The 16,988-nt window shown below is 76.1% G+C and carries 14 protein-coding genes and 2 pseudogenes; 6 read left to right on the top strand and 10 right to left on the bottom strand.

Features of this window, described 5'->3' with window-relative positions; translation table 11 throughout:
• Positions 1 to 94 precede the first annotated feature (94 nt).
• Positions 95 to 1,336, top strand: a complete 1,242-nt coding sequence (locus tag IPO09_01820) for a sigma 54-interacting transcriptional regulator (GenBank protein ID MBK9516088.1) — start codon at positions 95 to 97, stop codon at positions 1,334 to 1,336.
• Here the strand turns inward: IPO09_01820 and IPO09_01815 are convergent.
• The 5 genes from IPO09_01815 to IPO09_01795 all read right to left on the bottom strand — a co-directional run bounded on the left by IPO09_01815 (position 1,239) and on the right by IPO09_01795 (position 9,124).
• Entirely contained in the window at positions 1,239 to 4,307 is a 3,069-nt protein-coding gene (locus IPO09_01815; protein MBK9516087.1) for an efflux RND transporter permease subunit, read from the bottom strand. The genes IPO09_01820 and IPO09_01815 overlap by 98 nt on opposite strands.
• Positions 4,308 to 4,317: 10 nt before the next feature.
• Positions 4,318 to 5,691: an efflux RND transporter periplasmic adaptor subunit gene (locus tag IPO09_01810; protein ID MBK9516086.1), complete on the bottom strand. Its 1,374-nt coding sequence runs from the start codon at positions 5,689 to 5,691 to the stop codon at positions 4,318 to 4,320.
• Positions 5,688 to 6,923: a TolC family protein gene (locus IPO09_01805; protein ID MBK9516085.1), complete on the bottom strand. Its 1,236-nt coding sequence runs from the start codon at positions 6,921 to 6,923 to the stop codon at positions 5,688 to 5,690. Before IPO09_01805 ends, IPO09_01810 begins: the two co-directional genes overlap by 4 nt.
• Before the next feature lie 108 nt (positions 6,924 to 7,031).
• Positions 7,032 to 7,364 carry a hypothetical protein gene (locus tag IPO09_01800; protein MBK9516084.1) on the bottom strand — a complete coding sequence of 111 codons (333 nt, stop codon included), beginning with the start codon at positions 7,362 to 7,364 and terminating at the stop codon, positions 7,032 to 7,034.
• Positions 7,365 to 7,489: 125 nt separating this feature from the next.
• Positions 7,490 to 9,124, bottom strand: a complete 1,635-nt coding sequence (locus tag IPO09_01795) for an ABC-F family ATP-binding cassette domain-containing protein (protein MBK9516083.1) — start codon at positions 9,122 to 9,124, stop codon at positions 7,490 to 7,492.
• A gap of 107 nt (positions 9,125 to 9,231) precedes the next feature.
• Here IPO09_01795 and IPO09_01790 point away from each other — a divergent pair, with 107 nt between their 5' ends.
• Entirely contained in the window at positions 9,232 to 9,918 is a 687-nt protein-coding gene (locus IPO09_01790; GenBank protein ID MBK9516082.1) for a haloacid dehalogenase type II, read from the top strand.
• Positions 9,919 to 10,101: 183 nt separating this feature from the next.
• On the opposite strand, the pseudogene IPO09_01785 reads toward IPO09_01790, so the two are convergent.
• Positions 10,102 to 10,821, bottom strand: a pseudogene (locus tag IPO09_01785) (hypothetical protein).
• A gap of 74 nt (positions 10,822 to 10,895) precedes the next feature.
• Here IPO09_01785 and IPO09_01780 point away from each other — a divergent pair.
• Both IPO09_01780 and msrA read left to right on the top strand, forming a co-directional pair.
• Positions 10,896 to 11,984, top strand: a complete 1,089-nt coding sequence (locus IPO09_01780; protein MBK9516081.1) for a hypothetical protein — start codon at positions 10,896 to 10,898, stop codon at positions 11,982 to 11,984.
• A gap of 50 nt (positions 11,985 to 12,034) precedes the next feature.
• Positions 12,035 to 12,661 carry a peptide-methionine (S)-S-oxide reductase MsrA gene (gene msrA / locus IPO09_01775; protein MBK9516080.1) on the top strand — a complete coding sequence of 209 codons (627 nt, stop codon included), beginning with the start codon at positions 12,035 to 12,037 and terminating at the stop codon, positions 12,659 to 12,661.
• A gap of 73 nt (positions 12,662 to 12,734) precedes the next feature.
• On the opposite strand, the gene IPO09_01770 is transcribed toward msrA, so the two are convergent.
• Positions 12,735 to 13,049 (bottom strand): hypothetical protein, encoded by a 315-nt coding sequence (locus tag IPO09_01770; GenBank protein MBK9516079.1) that lies wholly within the window; start codon positions 13,047 to 13,049, stop codon positions 12,735 to 12,737.
• A gap of 129 nt (positions 13,050 to 13,178) precedes the next feature.
• Between IPO09_01770 and IPO09_01765 the strand changes: the two genes are divergently transcribed.
• Positions 13,179 to 13,811, top strand: coding sequence for a GNAT family N-acetyltransferase (locus IPO09_01765; GenBank protein ID MBK9516078.1), 633 nt, complete (start codon positions 13,179 to 13,181; stop codon positions 13,809 to 13,811).
• Positions 13,812 to 13,870: 59 nt separating this feature from the next.
• Here IPO09_01765 and IPO09_01760 read toward each other — a convergent pair whose 3' ends face one another.
• From IPO09_01760 to IPO09_01750, 3 genes and pseudogenes are all read right to left on the bottom strand, one after another.
• Positions 13,871 to 15,190, bottom strand: a complete 1,320-nt coding sequence (locus IPO09_01760) for an MFS transporter (protein ID MBK9516077.1) — start codon at positions 15,188 to 15,190, stop codon at positions 13,871 to 13,873.
• 45 nt (positions 15,191 to 15,235) lie between these two features.
• Positions 15,236 to 15,313: pseudogene (locus IPO09_01755) on the bottom strand (ArsR family transcriptional regulator).
• A 54-nt stretch (positions 15,314 to 15,367) separates the two neighbouring features.
• Positions 15,368 to 16,405, bottom strand: coding sequence for an arginine N-succinyltransferase (locus IPO09_01750; protein ID MBK9516076.1), 1,038 nt, complete (start codon positions 16,403 to 16,405; stop codon positions 15,368 to 15,370).
• A gap of 27 nt (positions 16,406 to 16,432) precedes the next feature.
• On the opposite strand from IPO09_01750, the gene IPO09_01745 reads away from it, so the two are divergent.
• Positions 16,433 to 16,876 carry a D-tyrosyl-tRNA(Tyr) deacylase gene (locus IPO09_01745; protein MBK9516075.1) on the top strand — a complete coding sequence of 148 codons (444 nt, stop codon included), beginning with the start codon at positions 16,433 to 16,435 and terminating at the stop codon, positions 16,874 to 16,876.
• The last annotated feature ends 112 nt before the right edge of the window (positions 16,877 to 16,988 follow it).

The following is a 16,988-nucleotide window of genomic DNA, read 5'->3' as shown; positions in this document are numbered from 1 at the left end:
GCGGAGGGCGGCCTGCTGCACCGCCCGCACCTGCGCCGCCACGTCGCCGATGGTGGTCTCGAACCGCTCCACCAGGCGGTCGGTCCGATCCTGGATGCGGGCCACCACCAGCTGCGCCTGGCCGTGCTGCTCCTGCACGTCGGCCGCCTGGCGGCGCAGCACCGCCGGCACCATGCGGCAGGGCGCCTCCGACTACCTGCAGAAGCCCTTCGACCCGGACGACGCCAGCCTGGTGGTGGCGCGGGCGCTGGAGCGCCGGCGGCTGGCCGGGCAGGCCGCCACGCAGCGGCGCGAGGCGGAGGGGGTCTGCTCGTTCCACGCGCTGGTGGGCAAGAGCCCGCGCATGCGCCAGCTCTCCGCGCTCCTGCAGCAGGCGGCCGGCCTGGACATCACCGTGCTGCTCGGCGGCGAGACCGGCACCGGCAAGGAGCTGGCCGGCATGGCGCGCGAGAGCCTGCACCGGCTGCTCAAGCGCCACGGGGTCCGGTCGGACGACGACAAGGCGCGGGAGGCAGGCCCCCGGCCCTGGCGGAGGTGCCTCCCCGGGCGGCGGCCCGCCCGGCTGCCCCGAAGCGGCTCAGACGCCGTGCTTCGCGCCCATCATCCCGCAGTGGTGGTTCTGCATGCGCTCGGCGTGGGCGCGCACGGCGGTCTGCACCCGCAGGAGGTCGGCCTGGTTGGTGGGCGTCACCTTGAGGCTGGCGCCGTTGTCGAGGTCGAAGACCGTGACGCTGGTGAAGGGCGCGCGCAGGTCGTCCATGCCGTGCTCCATGGTCAGGCCGCTCCGATCGCCGTGGCTGCCGTCCACGGCCTGCCGCTCGGCGTGCATGGCGGCCATGGCGTGGACCCGGCGCTGCAGCTCGAGCACCTGGGTGCGGGTGGTGAAGGTCATGGTGGAGCCGTTCACCTCGTCGACCGCCGACACCTGGGTGTCGGCCACGCCCATGGGGCACATGGCCATCATGCGCTCGGCCCGGGTGGGGGTGGTGGCGCAGGCGGAGAGCAGGGAGAACGCGGCGGCGGCGGCGAGCAGGATCTTGGTCATGTGGGGCTCCGGTGGCGCGAGGAGGCGCCGCGCGACCGTGGGCCGGCGGGCGAGGTGCGCCGCGGAACTGGACTGCACGGGACGTACCGCGCACCGCGCCGCGCAACCTGCCGGGATTGCCCGCGACGGACCCCCCGGGGCGGCGGGGCGGGTCCGACCGCGAACGTTCCCTGGTGTTCGGGGACCGCCTCGGTCACGCCCCGGCGCGCTCCCTCCGCCTGGCCAGCGCCAGGTAGAGCGCCGGCAGCACCAGCAGCGTCAGCGCGGTGGAGGTCACCAGGCCGCCCATGACCACCACCGCCAGCGGCTTCTGGATGTCGGCCCCCGAGCCGCGCGCGTAGAGCATGGGCAGGTGGCCGATGAAGCTGGTGAGCGCGGTCATGAGCAGCGGGCGGAAGCGCAGGCCGCAGCCCTCGCGGACCGCCTCGGCCGCGCTGCGCCCCTGCTCGCGGAGCTGCCTGAGGAAGGCCACCAGCACCACGCCGTTCTGCACCGCGACGCCCAGCAGGACGATGAAGGCCACGGCCGCCGAGACCGAGACCGGCATGCGGAAGGCCACCACCGCCACCACCCCGCCCACCAGGGCGAACGGGAGGTTGAGCAGCACCAGCATCGAGTCGGCGAAGGAGCCGAGCGCCAGGTAGAGCAGCAGCAGGATGAGGGCCAGGGCGATGGGGACCACCACCGCCAGGGTGCGCATGGCGCGCTGCTGGTTCTCGAACTGGCCGCCCAGCTCCAGGTAGGTGCCCGGGGGCAGCTCGCGCTCGAAGGGCCGGAGCCGCTCCTGCACCTCGGCCACGAACCCGCCCAGGTCGCGGCCGCGGATGTTGGCCTCCACCACCACGCGGCGGGTCCCGTTCTCCCGCGAGATCTGCGCCGGGGCCTCGACCAGCCGGATGTCGGCCAGCTGGCCCAGCGGCACCCGCTCGCCGCCCGGGGCGGCCACCAGCAGGCGGCCGATCCGCCCCAGGTCGCTGCGGCTCTCCGGCGGGAAGCGGACCACCACGGCGAAGCGGCGCTGGTCCTCGATGAGCGTGGTGGCCGCCGTGCCGGCGATGGCGGTCTCGATGGTGTCGTTGACGTCGCCGACGGAGATGCCGTGGCGCGCCGCCGCCTCCCGGTCGATGACCACGTCGTACTGGTTGAGCCCGGAGACCTGCTCCACCTTGACGTCGGTGGCGCCGGCCACGCCGCCCACCACCACCGCGATGCGGTCGGCGATCCCCTTCAGGAGGGCCAGGTCGGCGCCGAAGATCTTCACGGCCAGGTCGCTCTTGACGCCCGAGATGAGCTCGTTGACGCGCAGCGCGATGGGCTGGGAGAAGGAGAAGCGCAGGCCCGGCAGCTGGCCCAGCTCGAGCTTCATGGCCTCGGCCAGCTCGGCCCGGGAGCGGGAGCCGTCGAAGGCCCGCCGCTCCTTCAGCATGACGAAGACGTCGGTCTGCTCGGGGCCCATGGGGTCCTCCGAGATCTCGGCCCGCCCGGTCTTGGAGACCACCGTGGCCACCTCGGGGAAGGCCTTGAGCCGCTTCTCCAGGTAGCGGGCCACCTCCACCGACCCCTGCAGCGAGGCGTTGGGCAGGCGCACCACGTTGATGGCGATGGCCCCCTCGTCGAGCGCCGGCATGAACTCGGTGCCGACCAGCGGCACCAGCGCCCCCGCCCCCAGCAGCACCGCGGTGGCCAGCGCCAGGGTGCGGCCGGGCCGCGCCACGGCCCGGTCGAGGAGCCCGAGGTAGCCGGCCTGGAGCCGGCGCACGAAGGCGAACTCCCGCTCGGGCGCCTGCCGCAGCGCCAGCTCGGAGAGGACCGGGACCACCAGCAGCGCCACCGCCAGCGAGACCAGCAGGGCGATGAGCATGGTCGAGGCCAGCGGGGCGAACATCTTCCCCTCGATGCCCTGCAGCGCGTAGAGCGGCACCAGGATGACCGCGATGACCAGCACCGAGAAGGCCACCGGGCGGGCCACCTCCTGGACGGCCTCGGCGACGACGCGCCGCTTGGGCGCGTCGACCCGGTGCGCCAGGTGCCGGCGCACGTTCTCCACCACCACGATGGAGGCGTCCACCACCATGCCCACCGAGAAGGCCAGGCCGCCCAGCGACATGAGGTTGGAGGTCAGCCCCACCCGGCCCATGACGATGAAGGTCACCAGGAAGGTGAGCGGCAGGGAGACCAGCACCACCAGCGCGGTGCGCAGCTCGGCGACGAACAGGAAGAGCACCAGGACGACCAGCAGGCCGCCCTCCAGCAGGGCGTCCACCACGGTGCGGATGCAGGCCTCGATGAGCGAGGTCCGGTCGTAGAAGACGTCGATGCGGGCGCCCGGCGGCAGGGTGCCCTGGGCCCTGGCCAGGGCCTCCTTGACCCGCGCCACCACGTCCTGGGCGTTCTCGCCCTTGAGCATGATGACCATGCCGGCCACGGTCTCGCCCCGGGCGTCGCGGGTCACCGCGCCCTGCCGGGGCTCGGCGCCGATGACCACGTCGGCCACGTCGCGCAGGTAGAGCGGGGTGCCGTCGTGGGCCCGCAGCACCACCCGCTCGATGTCGGGGATGTCGCGCAGCAGGCCGACGCCGCGCAGGTAGGTCTGCTCCCAGCCCTCCACCACCACCCCGCCGCCGGCGTTCCCGTTGGAGCGCTCCAGCGCCTCGGCCACCTCCCGGACGGTCAGGCCGTACTTCACCAGCCGCTCCGGCCGCACCTGCACCTGGTACTGCTTCACCTCGCCGCCGAAGCTGTTGACCTCGTTGACGCCCGGCACCGGCTTGAGCAGCGGCGCCACGATCCAGTCCTGGATGGTGCGCAGGTCCATGGGCGACAGGCCCTCGCCCTCCAGGGTGTACTGGAAGATCTCACCCAGGCCGGTGGAGATGGGCCCCAGCACCGGCTCGACCCCCGGGGGGAGCCCCTCCCGCACCGCCGCCAGCCGCTCGAAGACGATCTGGCGCGTCCAGTAGGTGTCCACCCCGTCCTCGAAGACCACCACCACCTGCGACAGCTCGGCCTTGGAGAGGGAGCGCACCGAGGTGACGCGCGGCAGGCCGCGCAGGTGCTGCTCGATGGGGAAGCTGACGCGCGCCTCCACGTCCACCGCGGCCAGGCCGGGCGCCTTGGCCAGGACCATGACCTGGGTGCTGGTGACGTCGGGGAAGGCGTCGATGGGGAGCCGCGTCCAGGCCACCACCCCCCCGAGCGCCAGGGCGGCGGTGACGAGCAGGACGAGGAAGCGGTGGCCGAGGACCCACTGGATGGCGCGCATGTGGTGGCCCTCAGTCGGCGCAGCCGGCGCCCATCTTGGAGCGCAGCACGTCCGACTTGAGCAGGAAGGCGCCCTCCACCACCACCTGCTCGCCGCCGGACAGCCCCCTGGTCACCTCGATCCAGTCGACGCTCTCCCGGCCGGTCTCGACCGGGCGGCGCATGAAGAAGTCGCCCTGGCTGTGGACGAAGACGAAGGACCGCCCCTCGTCGGCCAGCACCGCGGCGCGGGGCAGGGCCAGCGCCTCCTCGTCGCCCGGCAGGTAGAGCTTCACCGCGGCGAACATGCCGGCGCGGAGCTTGCCGGCGCCGTTCTGGACGGCGATGCGCACCTTCACGGTGCGGGTCTTCTCGTCCATGGTCGGGCCGACGAAGTCCACCGTCCCGGGGAAGACCTCGCCGGGGAAGGCCTTGACGGTCACCCCGGCGCGCAGGGTCGAGCGCTCGACGGCCACCACCCGGCCGAGCTGGTCCTCGTAGAGATCGGCCCACAGCCAGAGCGCCGAGAGGTCGCCCACCGTGAGGATGGTCTGGTCGGGGCGCACCAGCTCGCCGGGGACGGCGTGCATGTCCAGCACCACCCCGGCGGCGGGCGCGCGCAGGAGCAAGGTCCCCCGCCCGGCCGCGCCGCCGCGCGACGGCAGCGCCTCCACCTCTCCGGGCGCCAGGCCGAGCCGGACCAGCTTCTCGCGGGCCGCCCGGGTCCGGATCTCCGCCGCCTCGTGGTCGCTGCGCGCCTGCAGCCACTCCTTCTCCGAGGCGATCTGCTCCCGGCGCAGCCCCTCCGACCGCTCGGCCGAGCGGCGCGCCAGCTCCAGCGCCCCGCGGGCCTCCAGGTACTGGCTCTGCGCCTCGCCGAGGGCCACGCTCTCGAGCTCCACCAGCGGCTCGCCGGCCCGGACCTTCTGGCCCAGGCTCACCCGCACCGCCCGCACCATGGCCTCGGTGCTCGGCGCCAGGTGGGTGACGCGCCGCTCGTCGAAGCGGATCTCGCCGGTGAGCGGGAGCGGCGCCTCCAGCCTGCGGCGCGCCGCCGTGGCGGTCTTGACCAGGCCGTCCTCGAGGAGCGCCCGGGGCACCCGCGCCACGCCCACCTCGTAGCGGCACTCGTCGCACTGGTAGGTCTTCAGGCCGTGCTCGCAGCTGCGGGCCAGCAGCGCCTCGGGGGGCTGGTCCAGGTCGGAGGGCTCGGCGCCCGCGCCGTGCCCGTGGGCGTGCTCGCGCGCCTCGGCGCCGCCCACCTCGGCGGCCTCGTCGTGGCCGCGCTCGGCCCGCTCGTCGTGGGCCGGCGTGGCCGCCGGCGGGGGCGGCGCGGCGGGGGGCTCGCGGCGGCAGCCGGCCGCCAGCAGGGTGAGGGCCAGCAGCAGCGGGGCGGGGCGGGTCATGGCAGCTCCAGTCCGGCCAGCGCGGCGAGCTCGCCGCAGGCGGTCTGCATGTCGAGGAGGAGGTCGAGGTGCTCGCGGCGGGTCTCGAGGAGGACGCGCCGGGCGTCGATGACGTCGAGGAGCCCGGCCTCCCCGAGCTCGAAGGCCCGCCCCAGGGTGCGCGCCGAGGCCTCGGCGCGCGGCAGGATCCCGCCCTGGAAGCGGCCGGCCGCCGCCTGGCCCGCGGCGCAGCCCCGCCAGGCGTCGGAGAGCGCCGCGGTGAGCTCGCGGGAGGCGGCGTCGAGGCGGGCCTGCTCGGCCTGCAGCGCCGCCTCGGCCTGGCGGATCTTCCCGCCGTTCCAGCTCCAGAGGGGGACGGTCACGGTGGCCGCCACGGTGCTGGCCCGCCGGTCGAGCTCCTCGGTGCGGCTGCCGCCCACCGAGAGCCTGGGCAGCCGGTCCCAGCGCTCGGCGCTCCGCTCCGCGGTGGCGGCGTCGAGGCGGGCCCTGGCGCCCAGGATGGCCGGGCTGCGCTCGAGGAGGCGCCCCTGCAGCGCCTCGAGCGGCGGGAGGTCGAGGGCCTGCCCCAGGTCGCCCTCCACGCTGGTGACGGGTGCGCCCAGCCAGGTGGCGAGCCGCAGGCGGCGGGCCTCGGCGCCGGCGCGGGTGCGCTCCTGGCCGGTGCGCAGCCGCTCCAGCTCCAGCTCGATCCTGGCGACCTCGGTGGGCCGCCCCTCGCCGCGGTCGACCCGCTTGCGGATCAGGGCCGCCAGCTGGGCCACCTGCGCCTCCAGCTCGGCGCCGGCCGCCAGCACCGCCTGGTCGTGGGCCACCGCCACGAAGAGCCGCCTGAGCTCGCGGAGCGCCTGGGCGCGGGCCCCCCTGGCGTCCTGCCGGGCCCCCTCGGCGCCGGCCCTGGCGGCGCGCACCCGCCCGGCGCGGCTGGCCAGGAAGTCGAGCGGCAGCTCCACCGACCAGGCCCACTCCCGCCGGCTGGCCGAGCCGTCGCGCGCCACGCCGTCGCCGACCGAGAGGCCGACCACCGGGTTCGGGAGCTCCTCGGCCGCCCAGATCACGCCCGTGGCGCCGCGCTCCCGCGCGGCCGCCTCCTGGACGAGGGGGTGCTGGTCGACGGCCGCGACGACCTGGGGCCAGCGGAGCGGCGCGGGCACCGCCTCCACCGGCGCGGCGAGGCGTGGGACGGCCAGCAGCATGAGGGACAGGGCGAACCCGCCCGACCAGGTGATCGACACGTGGACCTCGAGGCGTGGGCGCGGCCGGCCCCGCGCCGCAGTGGCGGCACGGCGCTCGGGGCGCGCGTGGAGGTGGAGGCCGCGCCCGGTGGGCGCGGCCCCGACGGCTCACGCGTCCGAGGCGATGGGAGGGCGCTGCGGCGGCGAGGGCTCGTGCAGCGAGGCCAGCCACTGGCTCGGCGGCGCGTGGCGCACGGCCAGCGCCGGCGCGCCGCGCACCTCGACCACCGGCGCCGCGGCCAGGACCTGCGAGGCGCAGCAGCCGCACTGGTGCTGGGTGGTGCCGCAGCCGTGCTCGTCCCCCTGGTCGCCCAGGTCGCCGTGGTCGGCGTCCGAGTGGGCCAGGTGGCCGGTGGCCGCCAGGTGCACGACCGCCTCGGCCACCTCGCCGAGGGCGGGCGTCAGGCCGTGGACCAGCAGGAGGACCAGCAGGAGGCGCATCGAGCCAGGGATGCTAGGCGGGCCGGTGGCCGGCCGGCAAGCCACGGTGCGTCCCGTGACCGGCGGACGGATCGGCCGACGCCCTCGGCCCGCCCCGCGGCGCCGCCCGCGGGCCGGCGCCCGGCTCAGCGCCCGTCGACGTGGCGCAGGCCCGGCGCCTCGCGCCCGGTGCGCGCCACGTACTCGGTGTAGCCGCCGCCGTAGGGCACGATCCCCTCCGGCGTCAGCTCCAGCACCCGGTTGGAGAGCGCGCCCAGGAAGCGCCGGTCGTGGGAGACGAAGATCATGGTCCCCTCGAAGCCGGACAGCGCCTGCACCAGCATCTCCTTGGTGCCCACGTCGAGGTGGTTGGTGGGCTCGTCGAGCACCAGGAAGTTGGGCGGGTCGTAGAGCATGGACGCCAGCACCAGGCGCGCCTTCTCGCCGCCGGAGAGCACCCGGCAGGTCTTCTCGATCTCGTCGCCGGAGAAGCCGAAGCAGCCGCACAGCGCGCGCAGGCTGCCGATGGAGGCCCGCGGGAAGGCGTCCTGCAGCGTGTCCCAGACGGTCTGCTCGGGCTTGAGCAGCTCCATGGCGTGCTGGGCGAAGTAGGCCAGCTTGACGCTGGCGCCCACCACCACCGTGCCGGCGTCCGGCCTGGCCGCGCCGGCGATCATCTTGAGCAGGGTGGACTTGCCGGCGCCGTTGGCGCCCATGATGGCCCAGCGCTCGCCGCGGCGGACCAGGAAGTCGAGCCCGTCGTAGATCACCTTGGAGCCGTAGGCCTTGCGCACCCCGGTGAGCTTGGCCACGTCCTCGCCGGAGCGGGGCGGCGCCTTGAAGTCGAAGACCACCGACCGCTTGACCTTGGGCGGCTCGACCTTCTCGATCTTGTCGATCTTCTTGACCCGGCTCTGCACCTGCGCGGCGTGCGAGGCGCGCGCCTTGAAGCGCTCGATGAAGGCCAGCTCCTTCTTCAGCATGGCCTGCTGGCGGTCGAACTGGGCCTGCTGGTGCTGGTCGGCGATGAGCCGCTCGCGCTCGTAGAAGTCGTAGTCGCCCGAGTAGGTGGTCAGCTCGCCGGCGTCGATCTCCACGATCTTGCTGACCACCCGGTTCATGAACTCCTTGTCGTGGGAGGTCATGAGGATGGCGCCCGGGTAGCCCTTGAGGAACTCCTCCAGCCAGATGATCGACTCGAGGTCGAGGTGGTTGGAGGGCTCGTCGAGCAGCAGCGCGTCGGGGCGCATGAGCAGGATGCGGGCCAGCGCCACCCGCATCTTCCAGCCGCCGGAGAGGCTGCCCACGTCGCCGTCCATCATCTCGTCGGTGAAGCCGAGGCCGGCCAGGATCTCGCGGGCGCGCGACTCCAGGGCGTAGCCGCCCAGCTCGTCGAAGCGGGCCTGCACGTGGCCGAAGCGCTCCACCAGCTTCTCCAGCTCGTCGGCCCGGTCCGGGTCGGCCAGGGCGTGCTCCAGCTCGTGCAGCTCGGCGGCCACGGTGGAGACCGGGCCGGCGCCGTCCATGGTCTCGGCCACGGCGCTGCGCCCGCTCATCTCGCCCACGTCCTGCGAGAAGTGGCCCACCGTGATGCCGCGGTCCACCGAGACCTGCCCCTCGTCGGGCTGCTCCTCCTTGGTGACCAGGCGGAAGAGCGTGGACTTGCCGGCGCCGTTGGGGCCGACCAGGCCGACCTTCTCGCCGTCGTGGATCACGGCCGAGGCCTCCACGAAGAGGATCTGGAGGCCGTGCTGCTTGCAGATGGCGTCGAGGCGGATCACGGGGGTCGCCTCGTAGCACGGCCGCGGCCACCGCGGCCAGCCGCCGACGGCGGGGAGGCCTGGGGGGGGGCGGCGGCGGCCCTCGGCGCGGTGCTAGCCTCCGCCGCATGACCGCCTCCCTGGCCGGGGCCCGCGCCGTGGTGTTCGACGCCTACGGGACCCTCTTCGACGTGCACGCCGCCGCCGCCGCCGCGCGGGACCAGCTGGGCGAGCGCTGGCAGCCGCTCTCCGACCTGTGGCGGCAGAAGCAGCTCACCTACAGCTGGCTGCGCGCCCTGATGGGCCGCCACGCCGACTTCTGGCAGGTGACCGGCGACGCCCTCGACTTCGCGCTGGAGGCGCTGCGGGTGGACGAGCCTGGCCTGCGCCAGCGGCTCATGGACGCCTACGCCCGGCTGGGCCCCTACCCCGAGGCGGCCGAGGTGCTGGGGCGCCTCCGGGCGGCCGGGCTGAAGACCGCCATCCTCTCCAACGGCGCGCCGCGCATGCTGGCCTCGGCGGCCGCCAGCGCCGGCCTGGCCGACCTCCTGGACCACGTCCTCTCGGTGGAGGAGGTGGGCACCTACAAGCCGCACCCGTCGGTCTACCGGCTGGCCTGCGACCGGCTGGGCGCCTGGCCGGTGGAGCTGGTCTTCGTCTCCGCCAACGGCTGGGACGCCTGGGGCGCCAAGGCCTTCGGCCTGCGGGTGGCCTGGTGCAACCGGAGCGGCCAGCCGCGCGAGCGGCTCACCGAGCCGCCCGACGCCGAGGTGCGCTCCCTGGCGGAGCTGCCGGCGCTGCTCGGCCTGGGGTAGGCGGGGCGGACCCGTTCGCCCCGAGCGGAGGGCCGAAGGCCCGGAGTCGAGGGGCGCCCCACGGCGATCCTGGCCGGCTGGCCCCCGCGCCGGCGCCCTACCGCCGCCTGGGCGGGCGCGCCCCGCCCGGCCTGGGCTTGCCGCCGGCCCTGGGCGTCCCGTCGGCGCGCGGCGCGGCGAGCGGCGGCGCCTTGAGCCGCGCTGGCGCCGGTCCGGCCGCGCCCCGGGGCGCTCCGAGTCGCGCTTCACGGCCAGGAAGATGACGTGCTTCAGCCCGCCGGCGGCGCCGCGGGCCGGCACGATCTTGCACTCGGCCTGGAAGCCGCTGCGCTGCAGCCGCTCCAGGTAGCGCTCGTCGTGGTGGGCGCTCCAGACCGCCAGGCAGCCGCCGTCCTTGAGGGCCTCGCGGCAGGCGGCGATGCCGCCCTGGCCGTAGAGCCGGTGGTTGGACTCGTGGACCATCGAGGCCGGCCCGTTGTCGATGTCGAGCAGGATGGCGTCGTAGGCGCCCTTGGCCTCGTGGATGCGCTGCACGCAGTCGCCCATGTGGACCTTGGTGCGCGGGTCGTCGAGCGGGCGGCCGGCCAGCTTGCCCACCAGGCGGCGGTTCCAGTCGAGCAGGGCCGGGGTCAGCTCGGCCACCACCACCTTGGCGTCCACCGGCAGCCGGTCGAGCGCCGCCCGCACCGTGAAGCCCAGGCCGAGCCCGCCCACCAGCACGGCGCGGCGCTGCTTCACCTTGGCCAGCGCCAGGGCGGCCAGCGCGTCCTCCGAGCCGTGCTGCCGGCTCGACATGAGGACCTTGCCGCCGTAGCGGACCACCCACTCGTCGTCGCGGCGGGCCAGCACCAGCTCGGTGCCGTCGGGCGCCAGCGCCTTCTCGACCGTCTCCCAGGGCTTCACAGGGCGGGTGTACCGCAGCCGGGTCCCCGGCGCGAGCCCGCCGCCGCCGCCGGGTCGGCGGTAGGATGGCCGGCATGAGCCTCGCCACCCTCGCGCTCCTCCTCCCGGCCCTGCTGGCCGCCGCGCCCGCGACGCACGCCGGGGACGGAGCGGGTCACGGCGCCACCCCCGCCGTGGCCGCGCCGGCCGACCCGCACGGCCCGCCGGCCGAGCCCGCCCCGCCGCCCACCCCGGCGGCCAGCAGCCTGGTGCTCTACCCGTCGCTCGGCCGCCCCACCCTGGTGACCGTATCCGGGCGGGTGGTGGCCTCGCGGCCGGCCGGGCGACCCCAGGGCCCGGCCCGCCTGGTGGCGGAGGTGGCGCTGGCTGGCCAGGTGCGCCGGGTCGAGGCCGGCCCGGACGGGCTCTTCCAGGTGTCCTTCCCCGCGCCGGCCGACCGACCGCACCAGGTCGGGCTGCGGCCGGTGTCGGCAGCGGCCGGGGGCCTCACCGCCGACGGGCTGGTCCAGGTGGTGGACGACGGCGCCCCCTTCCTGCTGGTGGTCGAGGTGGACGACCTGGCCGGCGTGGTGACCCGCCGCGAGGCCGGCGCCCAGGCCGCCACCCCGGCGGCCATGGCCGCGCTGCTGCGCTGCATGGTCGCGGGGACCCAGCCGGCGGTGGGCGCGGTGGCGGTGTCGGGCGCCGCGCCCGAGCGGCTCGGCCGGCTGCAGGCGGCGCTGCAGGGCGGGTTCCCCTTCATGGGGCTGCAGCTCCGGCCACCCGGCAGCCGCGGCGACCCCGCCGAGGCGGCGCTCCGCGCCCTGCTCTCCGGCTTCCCGCACCCGGTGCTGCTCCTGGGGGACGCCGGCGGCCGCGCCCCGGAGCGGTTCGCGGCGCTGCGCCGCGAGTTCGGCCAGCGGGTCATCGCGGTCTACCTGCGGGGCAGCGCCCCCGGCGCGGTCAACCCGCGCTTCCAGGACATGACGCTCTTCACCGAGCCGCTGCGCGCCGCCCAGCTGGCGGCCGGGCGCGGCCTGGCCGACCAGGCCTGCGTGGAGGCGGCGCTGGAGGCCGCCGCCGCGCCGCCGCCGGCGCCGGCCGCGGCGGGGGGCGCGCCCTGTCCGGCCTGCCCGTGCCCGTGCCCCGCCCAGCCCGCCGGGCCGCCTCCCCCCGGGCCCTGAGGGACGGCCCAGGTGCGGGGCGGGGGCGCGCCCGTTAGATCGGCGCCACCATGTTCGGCCACCTGCGAGACGCCCCCGAGTCCGAGCTCCACCACGTGAGCGGTCACCCGCTCCGCCCGCCCTTCCCCGAGGGGCTGGAGACGGCCTGCTTCGGGATGGGCTGCTTCTGGGGCGCCGAGAAGGCGTTCTGGTCGATCCCGGGCGTCTTCTCCACCTTCGTGGGCTACTCGGGCGGCCGCGCCGAGGCCCCCACCTACCAGCAGGTCTGCTCCGGCCGCACCGGCCACGCCGAGGTGGTGGGGGTGGTGTTCGATCCCCGCCTGGTCTCCTACCAGCGGCTGCTGCAGGTCTTCTGGGAGGGGCACGACCCCACCCAGGGCGACCGGCAGGGCAACGACGTGGGCACCCAGTACCGCTCGGCCATCTACACCACCACCCCGGCGCAGGCGGCCGAGGCGCTGGCCTCGCGGCAGGCCTACCAGGTTGCGCTGGCCGCCGGGGGCCACGGCACCATCACCACCGAGCTGCGCCAGGCCGGCCCCTTCTTCCACGCCGAGGGGTACCACCAGCAGTACCTGTCGAAGAACCCCGGCGGCTACTGCGGCCACGGCGGCACCGGCGTGGCCTGCCCCATCGGCACCGGCGTCGGGGCGGCCGCGGCAAAGCCGGCGCCCTGATCGGCCGGAGGCGGCGATGGGCGCGCGACGGCGCAGCCCTTCCGGCGACGGCCCGTGGGCGCCGCCCCGGCGCTCACGCCGGCGGCGGGTCCTGGTCGCCCTCGTACCAGTCGAGGTGGCGCGACCACTGGTGACAGGCCAGGCAGACGGTCTTGGTCCACTGGTGGCTGCAGCGCGGGCAGACGCCGCGGGTCTGGAAGGTGTTCCAGGCCATGCCGCAGCCCAGGTGCGAGCAGTACCAGCGGTCGCCGCGGCGCGGCCGCCAGCGGCAGAGCGGGCAGCGGATGCGCGGCCCGCGGCGCAGCCCGGCGCCGCGCAGCACCTCGTCGACCAGCCCCGGGTCGCCGGGCTGGCCAGTGGTGCCGTCGAGCAGGCGGAAGGTCTCCACGGCGAGGAGCCTGGCACGGGGACGGACGCGGGGGCCATCGGCCTGGCGCCCGGGCCGCGGCCAGCCTGGCGCCGGCGCGCCCGGGCCCCGGGCGTCGCGCCCGCCGCGCGGGTGGCATAGAACCTGGCCATGCCCCTCCCCGGCCCGCTCGCCTGCCCCACCCTGGCCGGTCACCTGGTCCGGCTCGAGCCACTCTCGCCGGCCCACCTCGACGGGCTCCTCGCCGCCGCCACCGCCGACCCGGCCGAGGCCTTCCCCTTCACCATCGTGCCGCGCGACCGCGCCGCCATGGCGCGCTGGCTGGACGACGCCCTGGCCCTGGCCGCCGACGGGCGGGCCCTGCCGTTCGCCACCTGCTCGGCCCTGGACGGGCGGGTGCTCGGCGCCACCCGCTTCGGCACCCTGGAGCGCTGGGACTGGCCGGCGCCGCCGCCCGACCCGCGCCCGCTCGACGCGGTCGAGATCGGCTGGACCTGGCTCTCGCGCCCGGCGCAGCGCAGCGGCGCCAACACCGAGGCCAAGCTCCTCATGCTGCGCCACGCCTTCACCGGGCTGGCGGTGCGCCGGCTCACGCTCAAGACCGACGCCCGCAACGCCCGCTCGCGCGCCGCCATCGGACGGCTCGGCGCCCGCCTCGACGGGGTGCTGCGGGCCCACTCGCCGGCGGCCGACGGCGGGGCGCGCGACACGGCGCAGTTCTCCATCCTGGAGGCCGAGTGGCCGGCGGTGGAGGCGCGCCTGGTGGGGCTGCTGCGTCGCTGAGGCGCCCCTCGTCGGGCGCGGGGCCAAGGGCCTCGGGCCGGGTGGGATCCGGCCCCCCGCTACCCCGCCGCCCCGGAGGCCTCTCCCTCGGCGTCCGCCTGGCGCGCCGCGCGCTGCCCGGCCTCCACGTCCACGCCAACCAGCAGGAGCGCCCCCGCCGCGAAGAACACGATCACCGAGAGGATGGCGGCGCGCGACGAGCCGGTCAGCCAGACCGCCACGGTGAAGAGCCCGGGGCCGAAGATGCCGGCCACCTTCTCCATCACCGAGAAGAAGCCGAAGAACTCGCCGGAGCGGCGCCGCGGCACCAGCGAGGCGAAGAGCGAACGCGACAGCGCCTGCGCCCCGCCCTGCACCACCGCCACCAGCGCCGCCAGGGCGAAGAAGTGGGCGGCGCTGGTCATGAAGTACCCCACCACCGAGATGAGCGCGTAGACGCCGAGCGCCAGGAGCACGCTGCGCTTGGCCCCGATGCGCCCGGCCAGCCCGCCGAACAGGAAGGCGAAGGGGATGCCCAGGAACTGCACCAGCAGGATGGCGCCGATGAGGGCCCCGCGCGAGATGCCGAGCTCGGTGCCGTACACCGTGGCCATGCGGATGATGGTGCCGATGCCGTCGTTGTAGACCAGGAAGGCCGCCAGGAGCCGGGCCGCCTGCGGGTGGCGGCGCAGCGCCTGGCCGGTCCGGCCCAGCTGCCCCAGGGCGGCGCGCAGCGGGTGCCCGGCCGGGGCGCCTGAGGCGGCGGGCGGCTCCCGCACCCGGCGCAGCAGCGGGATGGAGAAGGCCACCCACCAGAGCGCCACCGCCAGGAAGCCGAGGCGGGTGGGCAGGGTGGCGTCGGCGTCCGAGAGCCCGGGGCCGGACGGCAGGCCGACGAGGTCGGGCCGGAGGATCCAGGCCAGCACCACCGCCAGCAGCAGGCCGCCGCCCAGGTAGCCGAGCGCGTAGCCGGCCGAGGAGACCCGGTCCACCTCCTCTGGCCGCGCCACGTGCGGCAGGAGCGAGTCGTAGAAGACGAAGCTGGCGCTCAGCCCGACGTTGGCGAGCACGAAGAGCGCCGCCGCCAGCCGCCAGTCGCCCGGGCCCACCAGGAACAGGCCGGCGGTGGCCCCGGCGCCGAGCGCCACGCCGGCCGCCAGCAGCCGCTTCTTCAGGGCGCCGGCGTCGGCCAGCGCCCCCAGCAGCGGCGAGGCCACCGCCACCAGCACCAGCCCCACGGTGGTGGCCAGCCCGTAGGCGGCGGTGGCGGCCGCCGGCGCCAGGCCGCGCGCCGCCACGGTGGCGAAGTAGATGGGGAAGACCGCCGTCACCACCACGCAGACGAAGGCCGAGTTGGCCCAGTCGTAGAGCGCCCAGGCCCGCAGCTCGGGGCGGTGCAGGCCGAGCCGCTCGAGGAGCGGGGGGCGCCGCGCCGGCCCGGCGCCCGGCCCGGCGCCCGGCCCGGCCCCTGGCCCGGCCCCTGGCCCGGCCCCTGGCCCAGCCCCTGGCCCAGCCCCTGGCCCAGCAAAGTGCGGGCTGGCCGGCGGAGGTCTGGGGCCGGAAGGGGTGTGCACGCGTCACTCGAACGGCGTCAGGTGGAGCAGCTCGCCGGGCCGGGCGCCCAGGAGGTCGCGCGCCGCCGCCGGCAGGTGGAGCCGCCCGGCCACCAGCCGCGCCCGGGTGCGCACCGCGCGCAGGTGGGTGGGCCCGCGGGCCGGCAGGCGGGCCACCAGCACCTCCGGCCCCTCGCCGCCGTCGGCGCGGTCGCCGAGCGGCCGGGGCGAGAGCGGCGCGGCCCGGTGGGCCCGCACCAGCGTCACGTCGCGCAGCCTGGCCTCGTAGTGCGGGCCGCCGTCGAAGGGGTCGACGCGGTTGACGTAGCGGAAGCCCAGCCGCCGGAGCAGCCGCTCCGCCGGCCGGGTGGCCGGCCCCACCGTGCCGAGCTGGCGCTGCACCCCCTGCGGCAGGAGCGAGGCGTAGACCCCGCCCGGCGGGAAGAGCTGCTGGATGAACTCCTTGTTCTCGCGCGAGCGCTTGTCGGCCTCCTGGTAGTCCAGGCCGGTGAAGCGCCGCCCGAAGGCCTCCCAGAAGGCGCTGCGCCCGTCGGCGGTGAGCGGCGGCATGAGCTCGGCCAGCACCACCTCGCGGAACCGCTCGGGGTGGATGGCCATGTAGAGGAAGCGCACGTGGGACAGCTGCTTGCCCGGCTGCTCCCTCGAGCCGCGGTGGCGCGGCGCCACCACCAGGCCGCCGATCTCGGTGGGGCCGTCGAAGTGGTAGCCGAGCGAGAGGACCGGGTGGCGGAAGTGGCGGTCCAGGGTGGAGGAGTAGTGCTCCCGCTCGGACACGTCGAAGAAGGTGCAGGGCGACTCGCGGGTGCCGTGCTGCGCGATGACCATGGAGGTGCCCACCACGGCGCGGCGGCGCGGGTCCTCGGCCACGAAGAGGTACTGGCGCGACAGCGCCGGGAGCCGCCCCGCGAAGCTCTGGCGCGAGCGGGCCAGGATCTGCCCCAGCGCCCGGGGGTCGTCCGGCAGGTTCACCGTGTCGAGCACCCGGGCCAGCCGGCGCAGGGAGGGCAGGTCGGAGGGCTGCGCGTCCCTGAGGAGCAGCATGGGCCGAAGGAGTATCATGCCGCCCGCATGCGCGCCGTGGTCCAGCGGGTCAGCCGAGCCGAGGTGCGCGTCGACGGGGTGGTCGTCGGCGCGGTGGAGCGGGGCTTCCTGGTGCTGCTGGGGGTGGCCCGCGGCGACGGCGAGGCCGAGGCGGCGGCGCTGGCCGACAAGGTGGCGGCCCTGCGCATCTTCGAGGACGCCGAGGGCAAGCTGAACCTGGCGCTGGCGGAGGTGGGCGGCGGGGTGCTGGTGGTCTCGCAGTTCACCCTGCTGGGTGACGCCCGCAAGGGCAACCGGCCGAGCTTCCTGGAGGCCGCCCCGCCCGAGCAGGGGAACGCGCTCTACCAGCGGTTCTGCGACGCCCTGGCGGCCAAGGGGCTGCCGGTGGCCACCGGGGTGTTCCGCGCCACCATGCAGGTGGAGCTGGTCAACGACGGGCCGGTGACCATCCTGCTCGACACGGCGCGGTAGGCCGCGGGCCCCGCGCCCCGGACGCCCCGCGCGGAGGCGGGCCCCCCGCGTGGTGAGGCCGGGGGCGGTGGTCGGTGCTGCACCCGGCGCGGTCCTGTGGATAGACTGCCGG

The organism is Anaeromyxobacter sp., assembly GCA_016718565.1.
Classification (GTDB): domain Bacteria; phylum Myxococcota; class Myxococcia; order Myxococcales; family Anaeromyxobacteraceae; genus JADKCZ01.
Note: the sequence above shows the minus strand (reverse complement) of the source record. Positions and strands in the feature narration are given on the sequence as shown.